Origin of the sequence: Thauera aromatica K172, assembly GCF_003030465.1 — a bacterium.
Taxonomy (GTDB): Bacteria; Pseudomonadota; Gammaproteobacteria; order Burkholderiales; family Rhodocyclaceae; genus Thauera; species Thauera aromatica.
In genome coordinates, this window is record NZ_CP028339.1 from 1,954,049 (window position 1) to 1,968,604 (window position 14,556).

Here is a 14,556-nt window from a genome sequence, read left to right on the forward strand (position 1 = left end):
TCGGATCGTTGCGTCGAGTCACTGCGACGGAATCCCCCGAGGCGAGGGGGCTGGATCGTTCCCCGCGCTACTTTCCCCACAAGGTCGATAAGGGCGCAGCCCAGATCCGCTCGCCCAGCGGCATCGTCTCGCTGCCGTCGTACAGCAGCACGCCCATCCTGAATTGGTCACCGGCAATGCTGGCCAGTTTTTTCAGGCCGCGCAATCGCCTCGGGATAGCCTCCGCGCAGCACACGCTCGATCAGATCGTCACCCAGGGCCGGTCGAGCTGGGTCGAGAATCCGCCCGGCGAATGCATTGTCGACCCAGTTCGCAAAGCGCGATTCGATCTCGCTCTGCGACAAAGGCAGCAGGGACAAGGTCTCCATCCGGCCAGCCAGGGAGTCGGCCACGGTCGGCAGCGCCACCAGGTTGGCCGAGCCGGTCAGCAGGAAACGCCCGGGGCGTCGACTTCATGAGGAGATGGCAGCGTAAATTGCGGACTAATAAAGCGTAAATATCGGAATCATTGATCGTGAATTACGGAATGATGGTACGTAAATAACGGAGTTCATCTGCTCCACCTTCGTGCTTCGCTCGAGCAAGCCCCCGCGCAAGCCTCTCATGCAGGCCTTGGGTCGGTCGCTCAGCCTACTTGAATGTGCTGTTCAGCTTGCCCGCCCCGCCAGCGCCGCGACCTGCTCGCCGATCGCCAGCGCCGCGGTGAGCCCCGGCGACTCGATGCCGTAGAGGTGGATCAGGCCGGGCACGCCGTGGGTGGCGGGGCCGTCGATGCGGAAGTCGGCGTCGGGCTCGCCGGGGCCGACGATCTTCGGCCGCACCCCGGCGTAGCCCGGCTGCAGGCGGCCGTCTTCCAGTTGCGGCCACCAGCTGCGGATCGCGGCGTAGAAGCCGGCCGCGCGCGCCGGGTCGACGCGGTAGTCGGGGGTATCGATCCACTCCACGTCGGGGCCGAACTTGGCCTGGCCGCCCAGGTCCAGCGTCAGGTGCACGCCCAGCCCGCCCGGCTCGGGGATCGGGTAGATCAGGTGCGAGAACGGCGCCTTGCCGCCGTAGCTGAAATACACGCCGCGGGCGAAGTGCGCCCGCGGCGCCTGGGCCGCGGCCGGGCCGCGGATGGCGTGGCCGAGGGCGGCCGCGTCGAGCCCGGCGGCATTGACGACGCAGCGCGCGCGCAGCGTGCTCGGTGCCTCGCCGCCGATGTCGAGCACGATGCCCTCGCTCCCGGCCGCGCCGCCGACCACCGGGCTGCCCAGGGCGAGCATCGCGCCGCGCGCCTCGGCCGCGCCCAGCAGCGACAGCATCAGGCCGTGGCTGTCGACGATGCCGGTGGAGGGCGACAGCAGCGCGGCATGGACGTCGAGCGCGGGTTCGAGCGCGGCGACGTCGGCGCGATCGAGCAGGCGCAGGTCGGTCACGCCGTTGGCGCGGGCGCGCGCGGCGATCTGCTGCAGCCTGTCCTCCTGTTCGGCGCGCGCGGCGACGACGAGTTTGCCGCAGCGCGCGTGCGCCACGCCGCGCTCGGCGCACCAGGCGTACAGCAGCGCGCGGCCCTCGACGCACAGCCGCGCCTTGAGCGAGCCGGGCGGGTAGTAGAGGCCGGCGTGGATGACTTCGCTGTTGCGCGCGCTGATGCCGCTGCCGAAGCCGGCCTCGCGCTCGAGGATGATGACTTCGCGCCCGGCCTCGGCGAGGCTGCGGGCGCAGGCGAGGCCAACGACGCCGGCGCCGATGACCACGCAATCGACGGTTTCCATTGCATCTCCCGAATGCTTGCAGCCCACCTGCGTGGGCCTGGCGCCGCCTTTCGCGGCGGCGGGAAGCGGTTTGTAGCAGATCGGCCGGGGCGCTGGGAAGGGGGCGTCTTCCGCCATGACGATCGATTGTGCACTGCAGTGTGCGGGATCGCCGACTGTGCACGGCGGTCCGTTCCGGAGATCCGCGCAGAGCGTGCGGCGACATCGTCCGGCCGGGCGCCGGAAGGGGGACGGAAGGGGGACGGAAGGGGGGTCGGAATCAGGGAAAACGCCAATCCGGCAAGGCGTGCGCTGGTGGCACGGGAGTTGCTAAAGTGTTCTCGCTCACTGATGGGCAGATCACCCAAACCAATTCGAGGAGGCTTCCCGATGAAATCCCTGATCCGCAAATGTGCGCTTGGCACCCTGTTCGTCGCGGTCACGTCCGCAGCCTCGGCGGCGACCTTCGTCAATGTGCTGACCGGCGGCACCAGCGGTGTCTACTATCCGCTCGGCGTCACTTTGTCGCAGGTCTACGGTGAGGCCATCCCCGACAGCAAGGTTCAGGTCCAGGCGACCAAGGCCTCGGCCGAAAACCTCAACCTGCTGCAGGCCGGCCGCGGCGAGATCGGCTTCTCGCTCGCCGACTCGGTGTCGGATGCGTGGAAGGGTAATGCCGAGGCGGGCTTCACCAAGCCGCTCGACAAGCTGCGTGCGGTCGCCTCCGTGTACCCCAACTACATCCAGATCGTCGCCCTCGCCGACGCCAACATCCAGTCGCTCGCCGACCTCAAGGGCAAGCGCATTTCGGTGGGCGCGCCGCGCTCGGGCACCGAGATCAACGCCCGCGCGATCCTGAAGGCAGCCGGCCTGACCTACGCCGACTTTGCCAAGGTCGAATACCTGCCCTTCGGCGAATCGGTCGAGCTGATGAAGAACCGCCAGATCGACGTCACCCTGCAGTCGGCCGGTCTCGGCGTGGCGGCGCTGCGCGACCTCTCCGCCGCGGTGAAGGTAAACTTCGTACCGATCCCGGCCGAGGTCGTGGCCAAGGTCGGCGACGCCGCCTACCAGTCGGCCAAGGTGCCGGCCAACACCTACGAGGGCCAGACGGCGGACGTCGCCACCGTGGCCATCAACAACCTGCTCATCACCCACGAGAAGGTGCCGGCCGAAGTCGTGTACCAGATGACCAAGGGCATCTTCGACAACCTCGAGCGCCTCGGCAACTCGCACTCCGCCGCGCGCCAGATCAAGCTCGAAAAGGCCATCGAGGGCCTGCCGGTGCCGCTCCATCCGGGCGCCGAGAAGTACTACCGCGAGCAAGGCCTGATCAAGTAAGCCGCGCTCCCGAGGCCGAACCCGGCCCCCGCCCGCTGCCGTCACCGCGGCGGGGGCGGGCCGGACTCCCCCCGCTTTTCCGCCGATTTCCAGACCGGGGCCGTCATGACTGCTACCGCCGTTTCGCCCGCTGCCGAGGCGACCAGGAAGATGCTGCGCGTGGTCTTCTTCAGCGCCATCCTGTTCTCCACTTTCCAGCTCGTCACCTCGGCCTTCAGCCCGTTGTCGAGCACCGTCGTGCGTGCGCTGCACGTCGGTTTCCTGCTGCTGCTGACTTTCCTGCTTCATCCCTGGCAGGGCGGGCAGGGGCGGACGAGCCTCGCGACCAAGGCGGTCGGCTTCGCCGCCCTGATCCTGTCGGGCTACCACTGGGTGTTCGAGGCCGACCTGGTGCAGCGTGCCGGCGAGCTGACCGATGCCGACATGGTGGTCGGCATCATCACTCTGGTGCTGGTGTTCGAGGCCGCGCGCCGCATCATGGGCTTCGCGCTGCCGCTGATCTGCCTCGGCTTTCTCGGCTACGCGCTGTTCGGCGAATACCTGCCCGGGGCGCTGGCGCACCGCGGCTACGGACTGGATCAGGTCGTCGGCCAGCTCGCCTTCGGCACCGAGGGCATCTACGGCACGCCGACCTACGTGTCCTCCTCCTATATCTTCCTCTTCATCCTGTTCGGCGCCTTCCTCGAGCAGGCCGGCATGATCGACCTGTTCACCGATTTCGCGCTGGGCACCGTCGGCCACACCAAGGGTGGGCCGGCCAAGGTGGCGGTGGTGTCGTCCGGGCTGATGGGCACGATCAACGGCTCGGGGGTGGCCAACGTCGTCACCACCGGCCAGTTCACGATTCCGCTGATGAAGAAGTTCGGCTACAAGCCGGCCTTCGCCGGCGCGGTGGAGGCGACGAGCTCGATGGGCGGCCAGATCATGCCGCCGGTGATGGGCGCGGTGGCCTTCATCATGGCCGAGACGATCAACGTGCCCTACGTCGAGATCGCCAAGGCGGCGGCGATTCCGGCGCTGCTCTACTTCTTCACCGTGTTCTGGATGGTGCACCTGGAAGCCGGCCGCGCCGGGCTGAAGGGCCTGCCGAAGGCCGAGTGCCCCGACCCCTGGACGGCGATCCGCCTGCGCTGGTACCTGCTGCTGCCGCTGGCCGGGCTGGTGTATCTGCTCTTCGCCGGCTTCACGCCGATGTTCTCGGGCATGGTCGGGCTCGCGCTGACGGTGGTGCTGCTGTTCGGCAGCGCCTTCGCCCGCCGCCTCAACGGCACCTCGCTGCGGCTGCTGTTCTGGATTGCGCTCGGGCTGGCGTGCTCGGCCTTCGCCCAGATCGGCATCATTGCCGTCGTCGCCGTGGTGGCGGTGCTGGCGGTGCTGCTGGCGCCGCGCCAGGATGGCCGGGCGACGCTGCGCGTGGCGGTCACCGCGCTCGTCGACGGCGCGCTGCACGCGCTGCCGGTGGGCGTGGCCTGCGCCCTGGTGGGGGTGATCATCGGTTCGCTGACGCTGACCGGCGGCGCCACCGCGTTTGCCGGCTACATCATCCAGATCGGCGGCGAGAGCCTGTTCCTGTCGCTGGTGCTGACGATGCTGACCTGCCTGGTGCTGGGCATGGGCATCCCGACCATCCCGAACTACATCATCACCAGCTCGATCGCGGCGCCGGCGCTACTCGAGCTCGGCGTGCCGCTGATCGTGTCGCACATGTTCGTCTTCTACTTCGGCATCATGGCCGACCTGACCCCGCCGGTGGCCCTGGCGGCCTTCGCCGCGGCGCCGATCGCCAAGGAATCGGGGCTCAAGATCGGCCTGCGCGCGGTGCAGATCGCCATCGCCGGCTTCGTCGTGCCCTACATGGCGGTGTATGCACCGGAGCTGATGCTGCAGGGCGACAAAGGGCTCGACGCCACCTTCTACGTGGTGTTCAAGGCGCTGCTTGCGGTCAGCCTGTGGGGCATCGCGGTGGTCGGCCACCTGCGCTCGCCACTGAACCTGCTCGAACGCGTGCTCGCCTTCGCCGCCGCCTCGCTGCTGGTGGTCGCGCTGCCGGTCACCGACGAGGCCGGCTTCGCCCTCGCCGCGCTCGTGCTCGGCTGGCACGTCTGGCGCTCGCGCAGCGCGCAGGCGCTGACGGTGTGATCGGCATCTGCCTCGCCACCGGCGTCGCCAGCGCGGCGCTGGCGGTCAATGCCTTCACGCTGGCGTGGACGCACTCGATCGAGAAAGTGCGCTGGGAGGAGCGCTGGCGGGTGGAGGCGGCGGCGCTGGTGCTGGAGGCCGTGCGCGTGCGCGGCTTTGGTGCCGGCATGGAGCCGCCGGCCGAGGCGGTGCTGCGCGACGGCGTGTGGGAATGGCAGCCCGGCAGCCGCCACGCCGTGCTGCGCCTGACGCGCTCGGGCTACACCGCCGACTACGAGTGGTGCGGGGGAGAAGGCGAAGGCAGGGGCGAGGCTGGTTGCGTGCCGCTGTCGGCGATCCTTCCCGCCGACGGTGGCGTGACCGAGCTGCGGCCGTGCACAATGGCCTCTCCGCCGGCGCCTGGGCCGGCTCCCGCCATCCCCTGAACCGATGATCCGCCACCCTGCCTTGCACCGCCTCCCGCCGGCGCCCCGCCTGGCCCGCCTGGCGCTGTCCTGCCTGCTCGTGGCGGCGCTGTTGTGGGCGGTGCATGGCTATCGTTTCAAGGCCGGCACCGAGGAACTGGCGCTCCATGCGAGCCAGCGCCTGGCGCTGCTGGCGGCGAGTCTGGATGCGGAGCTGCTGCGCTTCGAGAGCCTGCCCACGGTGCTCGCCCAGCACCCCGGCCTGCAGCAGCTGCTCCAGGCGCCCGATGACCCGGTGCAGGTGGCGGCGGCGAATGCCTTGCTCGAGCAGGTCAATGAGCGTACCGGGGCCGGAATGCTGTACCTGATCGATCCCGCGGGCCGCACGCTGGCGGCGAGCAACTGGCGGCGGGCGGATTCCTTCGTCGGTGAAAACTACGCCTTCCGCCCTTATTTCCGCGATGCGCTCGCCGGCGGGAGCGGAAAGTTCTTCGCCGTCGGCGCCACGACCCAGGTTCCGGGCTTCTTCATCGCCCACCCGGTGCGCGCCGGCGGTAGCATCACTGGTGTGCTCGCGGTGAAGGTCGAGCTGACCCAGCTCGAAACCACGTGGGCCGCGGGCGGAGAGTCGGTGCTGGTCGTGGACCGCCACGGCGTGGTCGCGCTGTCGTCGAATCCGGCATGGAAGTTCGGCACCCTGGCGCCGCTGTCGCCGGATTCGCGCGCGGCGCTGGCGGCGACGCGGCAGTATTTCACCGCCGCGCTCGAACCGCTGCCGCTGGTCTGGCGCGAGCCCGGCCGTGCGCTGCTCGGCGGACGGGAATACGTCGTCGGCAGCCGTGCCTTGGGCTGGGTCGACTGGCGCATGCTGATGCTGCTCGACACCGCTCCGGTGCGTGCCGCGGCGTGGTTGGCGGTGCTCGCCGCGGGGCTGGCGCTGTGCGTGCTGGCGGTTGCCGGGCTGTACTGGGCGCTGCATGCGCGGCGCTTGCGCGAGCGCCTGGCGGCACAGGCCGAGCTCGAACGCACGGTGGCCGAGCGCACCGCCGACCTTGCCACGACCAACGCTCAGCTGTTGCGCGAGATCTCCGAGCGCAGCGCCACCGAACAGAAGCTGCGCGGCACCCAGCGTGCGCTGATCGAAGCCAACCGCCTTGCCGCCCTCGGCCAGATGGCCGCCGGCGTGGCGCACGAGCTGAATCAGCCGCTGGCGGCGCTGCGCAGCTTCGCCGGCAACAGCCTCACCTTTCTCGAGCGCGGCCGGCTCCAGCCGCTGCGCGACAACCTGAACCAGATCATCGGCCTGATTGAGCGCATGGCCCGGCTCACCTCGCAGCTCAAGGTATTCGCCTCGCGCCAGCAGACCGGCGGCGGTTCGGCGTCGGCGGCGCAGGCGATGCAGGTGGTGGCGGGCTGGTTCCGCGAGCGTCTGGACGCGGCCGGGGTCGAGCTGCGCATCGATGCCAGCGAGGTGCGTCTGCCGTTGCAGCCGCAGGCGCTCGAGCAGGTACTGTCGAACCTGGTCGGCAACGCACTCGATGCGCTCGCCGGGTGCGGTGACGGCGTCATCGCGATGGGCGCGGCGCGGCACGGGACGCAGTTATGCCTTGAAGTCGCCGACAATGGCCCGGGCATTCCGCAGGAGCTGCGCGAACGCATCACCCAGCCCTTCTTTTCCACCAAGCCGCTCGGCCAGGGCCTGGGCCTGGGACTGTCGATCGTCAGCGATCTGATCGAAGGCTCGGGTGGCCGTCTCGAGATCGAGTCCGGTGCGGGCGGGGGTACGGTGATGCGGGCGTGCTGGCCGCAGGTGGCAGGCACAGATGGCGCTGGCGAGGGCAGGGCAGGGGAGGTGGAATGAACGAGCATGCGATCGAGGGGGCGGTCGGTGTCCTCTACGTCGAGGACGACGAGCTGGTGCGGATGGCGGGGTGCCAGACTTTCGCCCTCGCCGACATCGAAGTCGAGGGCCTGGCACGCGCCGAGCCGGCGCTCGCCCGCCTCGGCGCCGAGCGCCCGGTGGTGCTGGTGACCGATGTCCGACTGCCAGGGATGGACGGCATGAGCTTGCTGAAACGGGCGCAGGCGCTCGATCCCGACCTGCCGGTGATCCTCGTCACCGGCCACGGCGACGTCGACATGGCGGTCGAGGCGATGCGGCTGGGGGCCTACGACTTCATCGAGAAGCCGTTCGCCCCCGAGCGCCTGGTGGAAGTGGTGCGCCGTGCGATCGAGAAGCGCCGTCTGGTGCTCGAGAACCGCGCGCTCAAGACCCGGCTGGCGCGAGCCTCAGGGCCGGATGGGCTGCTCGGCGACAGCGCGGCGATGCAACGGGTGCGGGATCTGGTTGCGGACCTGGCCGACACCGACGTCGACATCCTGATCGTGGGCGAGACCGGCACCGGCAAGGAGCGCGTCGCGCGCGCCCTGCACGATGCCGGGCGGCGCAGCCGCGGCCACTTCGTCGCGGTCAATTGTGCCGCCCTGCCCGAGAGCGTGTTCGAGAGCGAGATGTTCGGCGTCGAGCCGGGGGCTTTTACCGGCGCCACCCGCAGCCGTGCGGGCAAGATCGAGCATGCCGACGGCGGCACCCTGTTCCTCGACGAGATCGAGGGCATGGCGCTGCAACTGCAGGCGAAGCTGCTGCGCGTGCTCCAGGAGCGGGTGGTCGAGCGCCTGGGCTCGAACCGGCTGATTCCGGTGGACTGCCGGGTGATTGCCGCGACCAAGCTCGATCTGGCCGCAGAGGCGGCGGCCGGGCGCTTTCGCGCCGATCTCTATTACCGCCTCAACGTCGTGCCGATCGTCCTGCCTGCGCTACGCGAGCGTCGTGAAGACATTCCCGCGCTGTTTGCCGCGTTCTGCCTGCAGGCGGCCGAGCGCTACCGCCGGCCGCAGCCGGCGCTGACGGTCGAGGTGTTCGACTGGCTGATGGCACAGGCGTGGCCGGGCAACGTGCGCGAGTTGCAGCATGCCGCCGAACGCTTCGTGCTCGGCCTATGGCGACCGGCGGCGGGCCCGGCGGGCGAGGGCAGCGGGTTGGCGCAACGCGTCGCTGCGTTCGAGGCCGCGCTGATCGAAAGCGCCCTGCGCCGCAGTGCGGGTGACGTCGCAGGCGCGGCCGAAGCACTCGCCGTGCCGCGCAAGACGCTGTACGACAAGATCGCCAAGTTCGGCATCCAGGTTGCGGATTTCCGCGGCTCCCCGTCCCCCTCCTGAACATGGATGGCCCGTGCCTGCCGCCCTTCGCTTCGGACAGTGTAGATCGAGTATAGGGCGCGGGGGATGAAACGGTAATACAATGGATTCGGGCCGTATCCGCGGAAAATGTGCAACAGCACGCCTCGACGGCCCGCACAATTCCACAGGAGGGAAGACCATGTCCTATTCGATGCCCGTATTTCTTGCCCACGCGATCGCCATGGAGCGGGAGGCCGCCGAGCGCTATCTGGAACTGGCCGACATGATGGAAGCGCACAACAACCTCGAAGTCGCGGCGCTGTTCCGCGACATGGTGCGCTACTCGACGATGCACGGCGATTCGATCGCGGAGCGTGCCGGCAAGCTCGAGCTGCCCAAGCTCCAGTCCTGGCAGTACCGCTGGGTGGCGCCGACCGAAGTCGGCGACGAAGAGGGTTTTGACTACACGATGAATGCCTACCAGGCGCTCGAGTACGCGCGCGAGAACGAGGCCCGGGCGATGAACTTCTATCGCACCGTCGCCGAAAAGAGCGCCGACGCCGAGATCAAGCGCCTGGCGATGGAGTTCGCTGCCGAAGAAGCCGACCACACTTCGGCGCTGGACAAGATGCTCGCGCAGACCTTGCGTCCGTGAGCGCCGCCCGGGCCGCCGCGTCGTGGCGGCCCGGGCGTACCCGCGCGCTGGTGCCGGCGCCACGCAGGCCTTAACATCGGCGCCTGACCAGACGCGGAGAATTTCATGGCCTCATCCCCCGACAGCATCAGCATGGCGCTGTTCTGCGACTTCGAAAACGTCGCCCTCGGCGTGCGCGACGCCAACTACGAGAAGTTCGACATCAAGCGCGTGCTCGAGCGTCTGCTGCTGAAGGGCAGCATCGTGGTCAAGAAGGCCTATTGCGACTGGGAGCGCTACAAGAGCTTCAAGGCCGCGATGCACGAGGCCAACTTCGAGCTGATCGAGATCCCCCACGTGCGCCAGTCGGGCAAGAACTCCGCCGACATCCGCCTCGTCGTCGATGCGCTCGACCTGTGCTACACCAAGTCCCACGTCGATACTTTCGTCATCATCAGCGGCGACTCCGACTTCTCCCCGCTGGTGTCCAAGCTGCGCGAGAACGCGAAGCAGGTGATCGGCGTCGGGGTCAAGCAATCGACTTCCGACCTGCTGATCGCCAACTGCGACGAATTCATCTTTTACGACGATCTCGTGCGCGACAGCCAGCGTGCCGCGGCCAAGCGCGAGGCGCGCGACAACGCTCCGGCGGCCCGGCGCTCGCCGGAAGAGGAGGCGCGGCGCAAGGAGGAACTCGAAGGGCGCCGCCGCCAGGCGATCGAGATCGCGGTGGAAACCTTCGAAGCCCTGCTCGCCGAGCGCGGCGAAAGCGGCAAGATCTGGGCCTCGATGCTGAAGGAAGCGATCAAGCGCCGCAAACCGGATTTCAACGAGAGCTATTTCGGCTTCCGCGCCTTCGGCAACCTGCTCGAGGAAGCGCAGACGCGCGGCCTGCTCGAACTCGGGCGCGACGAAAAATCCGGCACCTATGTTGCCCGGCCGAGCCATGGTGGGAGCGCCGCGAGCGAGCATCCGCTGGTCTTCGCTGCGGCCGAGCCGGTGCTCGCCGGCCAGGCGGCGGGGGCCGCCGAGCCCGTGGCTGCAGCCGAACCCGCGGCGCGCGCGGCGAAAACACAGGGCCGCTCGTCGCGGCGGCGTGGCGGCGGCAAGGCGGTGGAGGAAAGCGAACGTGCCGCCGAGACCGAGGCCGCACCGGTGCCGCCGGTACATGGCGGGGAAGAACGGCGGGAAACCGCCGAGGCGGCCGCGCTGGCAGCGGCCCCCGAGGCGGAAGCGGGGGGCGCGGCGCCGGACCAGGACCGGCCCCGTGCCGACAAGGGCAAGCCGAAGCGTGCCCGGGCGCGGTCTGAGCCGACTCCGCCGCCGCTCGAGGAAAGCCAGCAAACGGATTCCCGGCGCGGCAGTGCCAAGGGAAAAACGGCAAAGGCCGCCGCCGCACCGAAAGCGGCCCGCGCACGCGCCGAATCCGCTCCGGGGGCGGGCGCAGCGGAGCGCTCCGGCATCGACCGCGACCGTGACCGCCCCGCCGCGGAAAGTGTGCCGCGCGATTCTGCGCCGCCGGTGCCGGCAGCCGAACCGCCGGCACCGGCCAAGGCGCCGTCCCGCGCCCGCCGCCCGCGCAAATCGAAGGAAGAAAGCGCCGGATGAGCCTCGCTGGTGCCGGCTTTCCCGGGGCTGCCGAGCCTGCTCCCCGAGGGGGCTGGCCCTATCCGCGCTGGATCGCCCATCGCGGCGCCGGGACGCTGGCGCCCGAGAACACCCTGGCTGCGTTTGCGCTCGGCCATGCGCACGGCTACCGGATGTTCGAATGCGATGTGCGCCTGAGTGCGGACGGACAGCCTTTCCTGCTCCATGACGACCGCCTCGAACGCACCACCGATGGACAGGGCGAGGCCGTCGACCAGCGCTGGGCGGAGCTGGCCGGGCTCGATGCCGGGAGCTGGCATTCGCCACGTCATGCCGGGGAACGGCTGCCGTCGCTGGGCGACGTGGTCGAGTTCTGCCGCCAGCATGACTGCGCGCTGAACGTCGAGTTGAAGCCGGCTCCCGGCGACGAAGTGCGCACCGGGCGGGAGGTCGCCACCCGCCTGGCCCGGTCATGGACCCTGGCGCTGCCGCCGCTGCTCAGCTCCTTCAGCGTGGCCGCGCTCGCGGCCGCGGCCGGCGTCGCACCGCAGCTTCCCCGCGGCTTGCTGCTCGAAGCTTTTTCGGACGAAGGGCTCGGTGCTGCGCGCCGCCTCGGCTGTGTCGCGCTGATTTGCGAGCAGCGTGCCTGGGATGGAGCGACCGTCCGCCAGGCCCGCGCCGCCGGATTCAGGCTTCTTGCCTACACGGTCAATGAGGATGGAGAAGCGGCCCGTCTGCTGGCCCTGGGGGTCAATGGCTTGATCACCGACCGGATCGACCATTTTCCTGCTTCCGCGGGAGCCTGACGGAAGCGTTTCCTGCGAGTGGAAGACGGGTGGAAACCGGGATTGCCGGTGCGGCGACGGCCGCGCTAGACTGCGCGACCAGGGTCCGGACCAGCCGTACTGCGGCTATTGCGGCGGACCGCCACTTCACCATGACCGGGGCTGAAGCCGATGTCGTTTGCCGGGTTTCCGATCCGTCGTGCAGTACTTTCCGTGCTCGTTTCGTGCACCTTCCTGCAGGTGCCTGCTGCGGCACGGGCATCCGATGTGGTTTTTTCCGCCTGCCTCGCCGAGTTGCGTGCAAGCGCCGCGGACAAGGGAGTCGGCACGGCGACGTTCGATGCGCATACGGCCGGCCTCGTCCCCGATCTGGAAGTGGTCGGTTTTCTCGATGCCCAGCCCGAGTTCGTCACGCCGATCTGGGACTACATGGCCGGGCTGGTGGATGAGGAACGCATCGCCGACGGCCGTGCCCTGCTGTCGCAATGGGCGTCGGTGCTGGCCCGGGTCGAGGCCGAATACGCGGTCGATGCGGCCACCGTGGTCGCGGTCTGGGGGGTGGAAAGCAATTACGGGCGCAACTTCGGCGAGCGGCCGCTGCTGAACTCGCTGTCCACCCTGTCCTGCTTCGGCCGCCGCCAGGCTTTTTTCCGCGGCGAGTTGTTCAACGCGCTGAAGATCCTGGAGGAGGGGCATGTCGCGCCCGAGCGCCTGACCGGGTCGTGGGCGGGCGCCTTCGGCCACACCCAGTTCATGCCGTCGACCTTCCTGCGCCTGGCGGTCGATTTCGACGGCGACGGCCGCCGCGACCTGATCGACAGCGTCCCCGACGCGCTCGCCTCCACCGCCCATTTCCTCGCCCGTGCCGGCTGGCGCAGCGACCAGCCCTGGGGGTTCGAGGTCCGCCTGCCGCAAGGGCTGGACACCGCCGGCAGCGGGCGGCGCAACAAGCGGCCGATGGCGGAGTGGCGGCGCGCGGCCTGACCCGGAGCGACGGCTCGGCGCTGCCCGCCGGCGATCTCGCTGCCGGGCTGTTGCTGCCGGCCGGGCGGGAAGGGCCGGCCTTCCTGGTGACGCGCAACTTCGATGCGCTGTATTCCTACAATGCCGCGGAAAGCTATGCCCTGGCGATCGCTCACCTGTCCGACCGGCTGCGCGGTGGCGCGGCGTTCGCCGCGCCATGGCCGACCGACGACCCGGGCTTGTCGCGCGCCGAGCGCCGTGAGCTGCAACTGCTGCTGATCGCCCGCGGCGACGACATTGGCGCGGCCGACGGCATGATCGGTGCGCGCACGCGCGAAGCGCTCCGGCGCGTCCAGGCCGAGCTGGGTCTGCCTGTCGATGGCCGCGCCGGCCAGCGCGTACTGAACGCGCTGCGCGCAGCGGCCGCACGCTGACGCCCGCGACGGGCACCGAACCCGATCGCGCGCCGTCAGGCGCCTTCACGCCACCGGCCGGCCCATCGGCGGGCGCGGCGCCCGCCGCAGCACGGGTTCAGGCCAGCGCGCGCCGGCGCTGCGCGCGCTCGATCCGCCGGGCTTCGTCCTGGGCCTCGGCCAGCACCTGCTGGACGTAGTCCAGGTGCTCGCTGGCGAGGCGGCGGGCGTCTTCCGCCCGTCCTTCCGTGATCGCGGTGTACAGCGCCTGGTGCTGGGTGAGCAAGGTGTCGCGGACCTCGCTGCCGATCGCGCACATGCCGCCGATGTTGGTCACGATGTTGCGTTCGAGTAGCTCGAACAGGCTGCGGATGGTGTGCAGCAGGAGGGCATTGTGACTGGCCTCGGCGATCGCGAGGTGGAAATGGGCGTCGATGCGGCCTTCTTCCGTGCGGCTGATCCGGCCCTTGCGCTGGTAGCACGCCTGCACGTGCTCGAAGGCAGCGGTGAGCCGCTCCCGGTCCGGCGCGGTGGCGCGCAGCGCCGCATAGTAGGCGCAGGCGCCTTCGAGAGTGTGGCGGAATTCGATCAGGTCGCGCTGGGCCTCGGGAGTCCGTTCGAGCAGCTCCACCATTGGATCGCGGAACGAGGCCCCGAGCCGGTCGTTGACGAAAGTGCCGCCGCCGTGGCGGCTGACCAGCAAGCCGCGCGCGGCCAGTTTCTGGATGGCCTCGCGCAGCGATGGCCGGGAAACGCCGAACTCATCGGCGAGGGCGCGCTCGGCTGGCAGGCGTTCGCCCGGCTGCAGGCTGCCTTCGACGATCAGGGTTTCGATGCGCGCGACGATGTCGTCGGACAGGCGGCGTTGCTGCAGGGGAGGGGGCTTCATCATGATGACGGATTCCGGTTCGGGAAAACCGCTCTTCGTGGGCGGCGGGATGGGTGAGTTGCGGAATGGATGGGGGACGGAATGGGGTGGCGGCGTGCTCCTTCCGTGAGCGTTCCGGACATTTCGATGGCGACGCCGGGTGAACTCCCGATTCAACTCTCTCAACTCCCGATTGACACCCCGCCGAGCCCTCATTAGTCTAACTCGAGTTTTGGTTAAATGGTAATACCAATGTTGGCGGTTCGAGCGAGACGAGCCGGTAAGGCCGGTTCGATTTTCCGCTGCCTTCCAGTTCGTTTTCCGGCCCGCGCGATCGCCAGGGCCGGCGCCTGGGTGACGATCGCCGGGAGCGTGGCGCCGGTCGCGATCCAGGCGTATGACCGGGATAAGGGGAAAAACTGTACATATCACCTGTAACCGGTTGATCTACAACTAATCCTGATGACGTGCCAACCGCTGCAATTCTCCGTTACCCTTGCATGCTG

At 69.3% G+C, this 14,556-nt stretch carries 11 protein-coding genes and 2 pseudogenes; 10 read left to right on the plus strand and 3 right to left on the minus strand.

Annotated features, from left to right (window positions below; genetic code table 11):
* Positions 1-167: 167 nt before the first annotated feature.
* Together Tharo_RS09265 and Tharo_RS09270 are read right to left on the minus strand one after the other, a co-directional pair.
* Positions 168-434, minus strand: a pseudogene (locus Tharo_RS09265) (hypothetical protein); the annotation flags it as partial.
* Positions 435-647: 213 nt separating this feature from the next.
* The gene (locus Tharo_RS09270) at positions 648-1,757 is read right to left on the minus strand and encodes an NAD(P)/FAD-dependent oxidoreductase (RefSeq protein ID WP_107220944.1); all 1,110 of its coding nucleotides are present in this window, start codon (positions 1,755-1,757) and stop codon (positions 648-650) included.
* Positions 1,758-2,126: 369 nt separating this feature from the next.
* Here Tharo_RS09270 and Tharo_RS09275 point away from each other — a divergent pair, with 369 nt between their 5' ends.
* The 10 genes and pseudogenes from Tharo_RS09275 (at position 2,127) to Tharo_RS17935 (ending at position 13,203) form a co-directional block, all read left to right on the plus strand.
* Positions 2,127-3,077, plus strand: a complete 951-nt coding sequence (locus Tharo_RS09275) for a TAXI family TRAP transporter solute-binding subunit (RefSeq protein WP_107220945.1) — start codon at positions 2,127-2,129, stop codon at positions 3,075-3,077.
* A 105-nt stretch (positions 3,078-3,182) separates the two neighbouring features.
* On the plus strand, positions 3,183-5,216 hold the full coding sequence (locus Tharo_RS09280) for a TRAP transporter permease (protein ID WP_107220946.1): 2,034 nt from the start codon (positions 3,183-3,185) through the stop codon (positions 5,214-5,216).
* The gene (locus Tharo_RS09285; RefSeq protein ID WP_245880865.1) at positions 5,213-5,641 is read left to right on the plus strand and encodes a DUF1850 domain-containing protein; all 429 of its coding nucleotides are present in this window, start codon (positions 5,213-5,215) and stop codon (positions 5,639-5,641) included. The genes Tharo_RS09280 and Tharo_RS09285 overlap by 4 nt, the downstream gene beginning before the upstream one ends.
* A 4-nt stretch (positions 5,642-5,645) precedes the next feature.
* Positions 5,646-7,481: a sensor histidine kinase gene (locus Tharo_RS09290; protein WP_107220947.1), complete on the plus strand. Its 1,836-nt coding sequence runs from the start codon at positions 5,646-5,648 to the stop codon at positions 7,479-7,481.
* Positions 7,478-8,839, plus strand: a complete 1,362-nt coding sequence (locus Tharo_RS09295) for a sigma-54-dependent transcriptional regulator (protein WP_107220948.1) — start codon at positions 7,478-7,480, stop codon at positions 8,837-8,839. The genes Tharo_RS09290 and Tharo_RS09295 overlap by 4 nt, the downstream gene beginning before the upstream one ends.
* A gap of 160 nt (positions 8,840-8,999) precedes the next feature.
* Entirely contained in the window at positions 9,000-9,455 is a 456-nt protein-coding gene (locus Tharo_RS09300) for a ferritin-like domain-containing protein (RefSeq protein ID WP_107220949.1), read from the plus strand.
* Positions 9,456-9,560: 105 nt separating this feature from the next.
* Positions 9,561-11,042 (plus strand): NYN domain-containing protein, encoded by a 1,482-nt coding sequence (locus Tharo_RS09305; RefSeq protein ID WP_107220950.1) that lies wholly within the window; start codon positions 9,561-9,563, stop codon positions 11,040-11,042.
* Positions 11,039-11,827 (plus strand): glycerophosphodiester phosphodiesterase, encoded by a 789-nt coding sequence (ugpQ, locus tag Tharo_RS09310; RefSeq protein WP_107220951.1) that lies wholly within the window; start codon positions 11,039-11,041, stop codon positions 11,825-11,827. Before Tharo_RS09305 ends, ugpQ begins: the two co-directional genes overlap by 4 nt.
* Positions 11,828-11,977: 150 nt before the next feature.
* Positions 11,978-12,894: pseudogene (locus Tharo_RS09315) on the plus strand (lytic murein transglycosylase); the annotation flags it as partial.
* Positions 12,877-13,203 (plus strand): peptidoglycan-binding domain-containing protein, encoded by a 327-nt coding sequence (locus Tharo_RS17935; RefSeq protein ID WP_245881060.1) that lies wholly within the window; start codon positions 12,877-12,879, stop codon positions 13,201-13,203. The pseudogene Tharo_RS09315 and the gene Tharo_RS17935, both read left to right, overlap by 18 nt.
* 97 nt (positions 13,204-13,300) lie before the next feature.
* Here Tharo_RS17935 and Tharo_RS09320 read toward each other — a convergent pair whose 3' ends face one another.
* Positions 13,301-14,074, minus strand: coding sequence for a GntR family transcriptional regulator (locus tag Tharo_RS09320; protein WP_245880866.1), 774 nt, complete (start codon positions 14,072-14,074; stop codon positions 13,301-13,303).
* Positions 14,075-14,556 lie beyond the last annotated feature (482 nt).

What these genes read in the sequence shown, in the direction of transcription:
- Tharo_RS09270 (WP_107220944.1), bottom strand. Translation starts at nt 1,757, where the DNA reads ATGGAAACCGTCGATTGCGTGGTCATCGGCGCCGGCGTCGTTGGCCTC.
- Tharo_RS09275 (WP_107220945.1), top strand. Translation starts at nt 2,127, where the DNA reads ATGAAATCCCTGATCCGCAAATGTGCGCTTGGCACCCTGTTCGTCGCG.
- Tharo_RS09280 (WP_107220946.1), top strand. Translation starts at nt 3,183, where the DNA reads ATGACTGCTACCGCCGTTTCGCCCGCTGCCGAGGCGACCAGGAAGATG.
- Tharo_RS09290 (WP_107220947.1), top strand. Translation starts at nt 5,646, where the DNA reads ATGATCCGCCACCCTGCCTTGCACCGCCTCCCGCCGGCGCCCCGCCTG.
- Tharo_RS09295 (WP_107220948.1), top strand. Translation starts at nt 7,478, where the DNA reads ATGAACGAGCATGCGATCGAGGGGGCGGTCGGTGTCCTCTACGTCGAG.
- Tharo_RS09300 (WP_107220949.1), top strand. Translation starts at nt 9,000, where the DNA reads ATGTCCTATTCGATGCCCGTATTTCTTGCCCACGCGATCGCCATGGAG.
- Tharo_RS09305 (WP_107220950.1), top strand. Translation starts at nt 9,561, where the DNA reads ATGGCCTCATCCCCCGACAGCATCAGCATGGCGCTGTTCTGCGACTTC.
- ugpQ (WP_107220951.1), top strand. Translation starts at nt 11,039, where the DNA reads ATGAGCCTCGCTGGTGCCGGCTTTCCCGGGGCTGCCGAGCCTGCTCCC.
- Tharo_RS09320 (WP_245880866.1), bottom strand. Translation starts at nt 14,074, where the DNA reads ATGATGAAGCCCCCTCCCCTGCAGCAACGCCGCCTGTCCGACGACATC.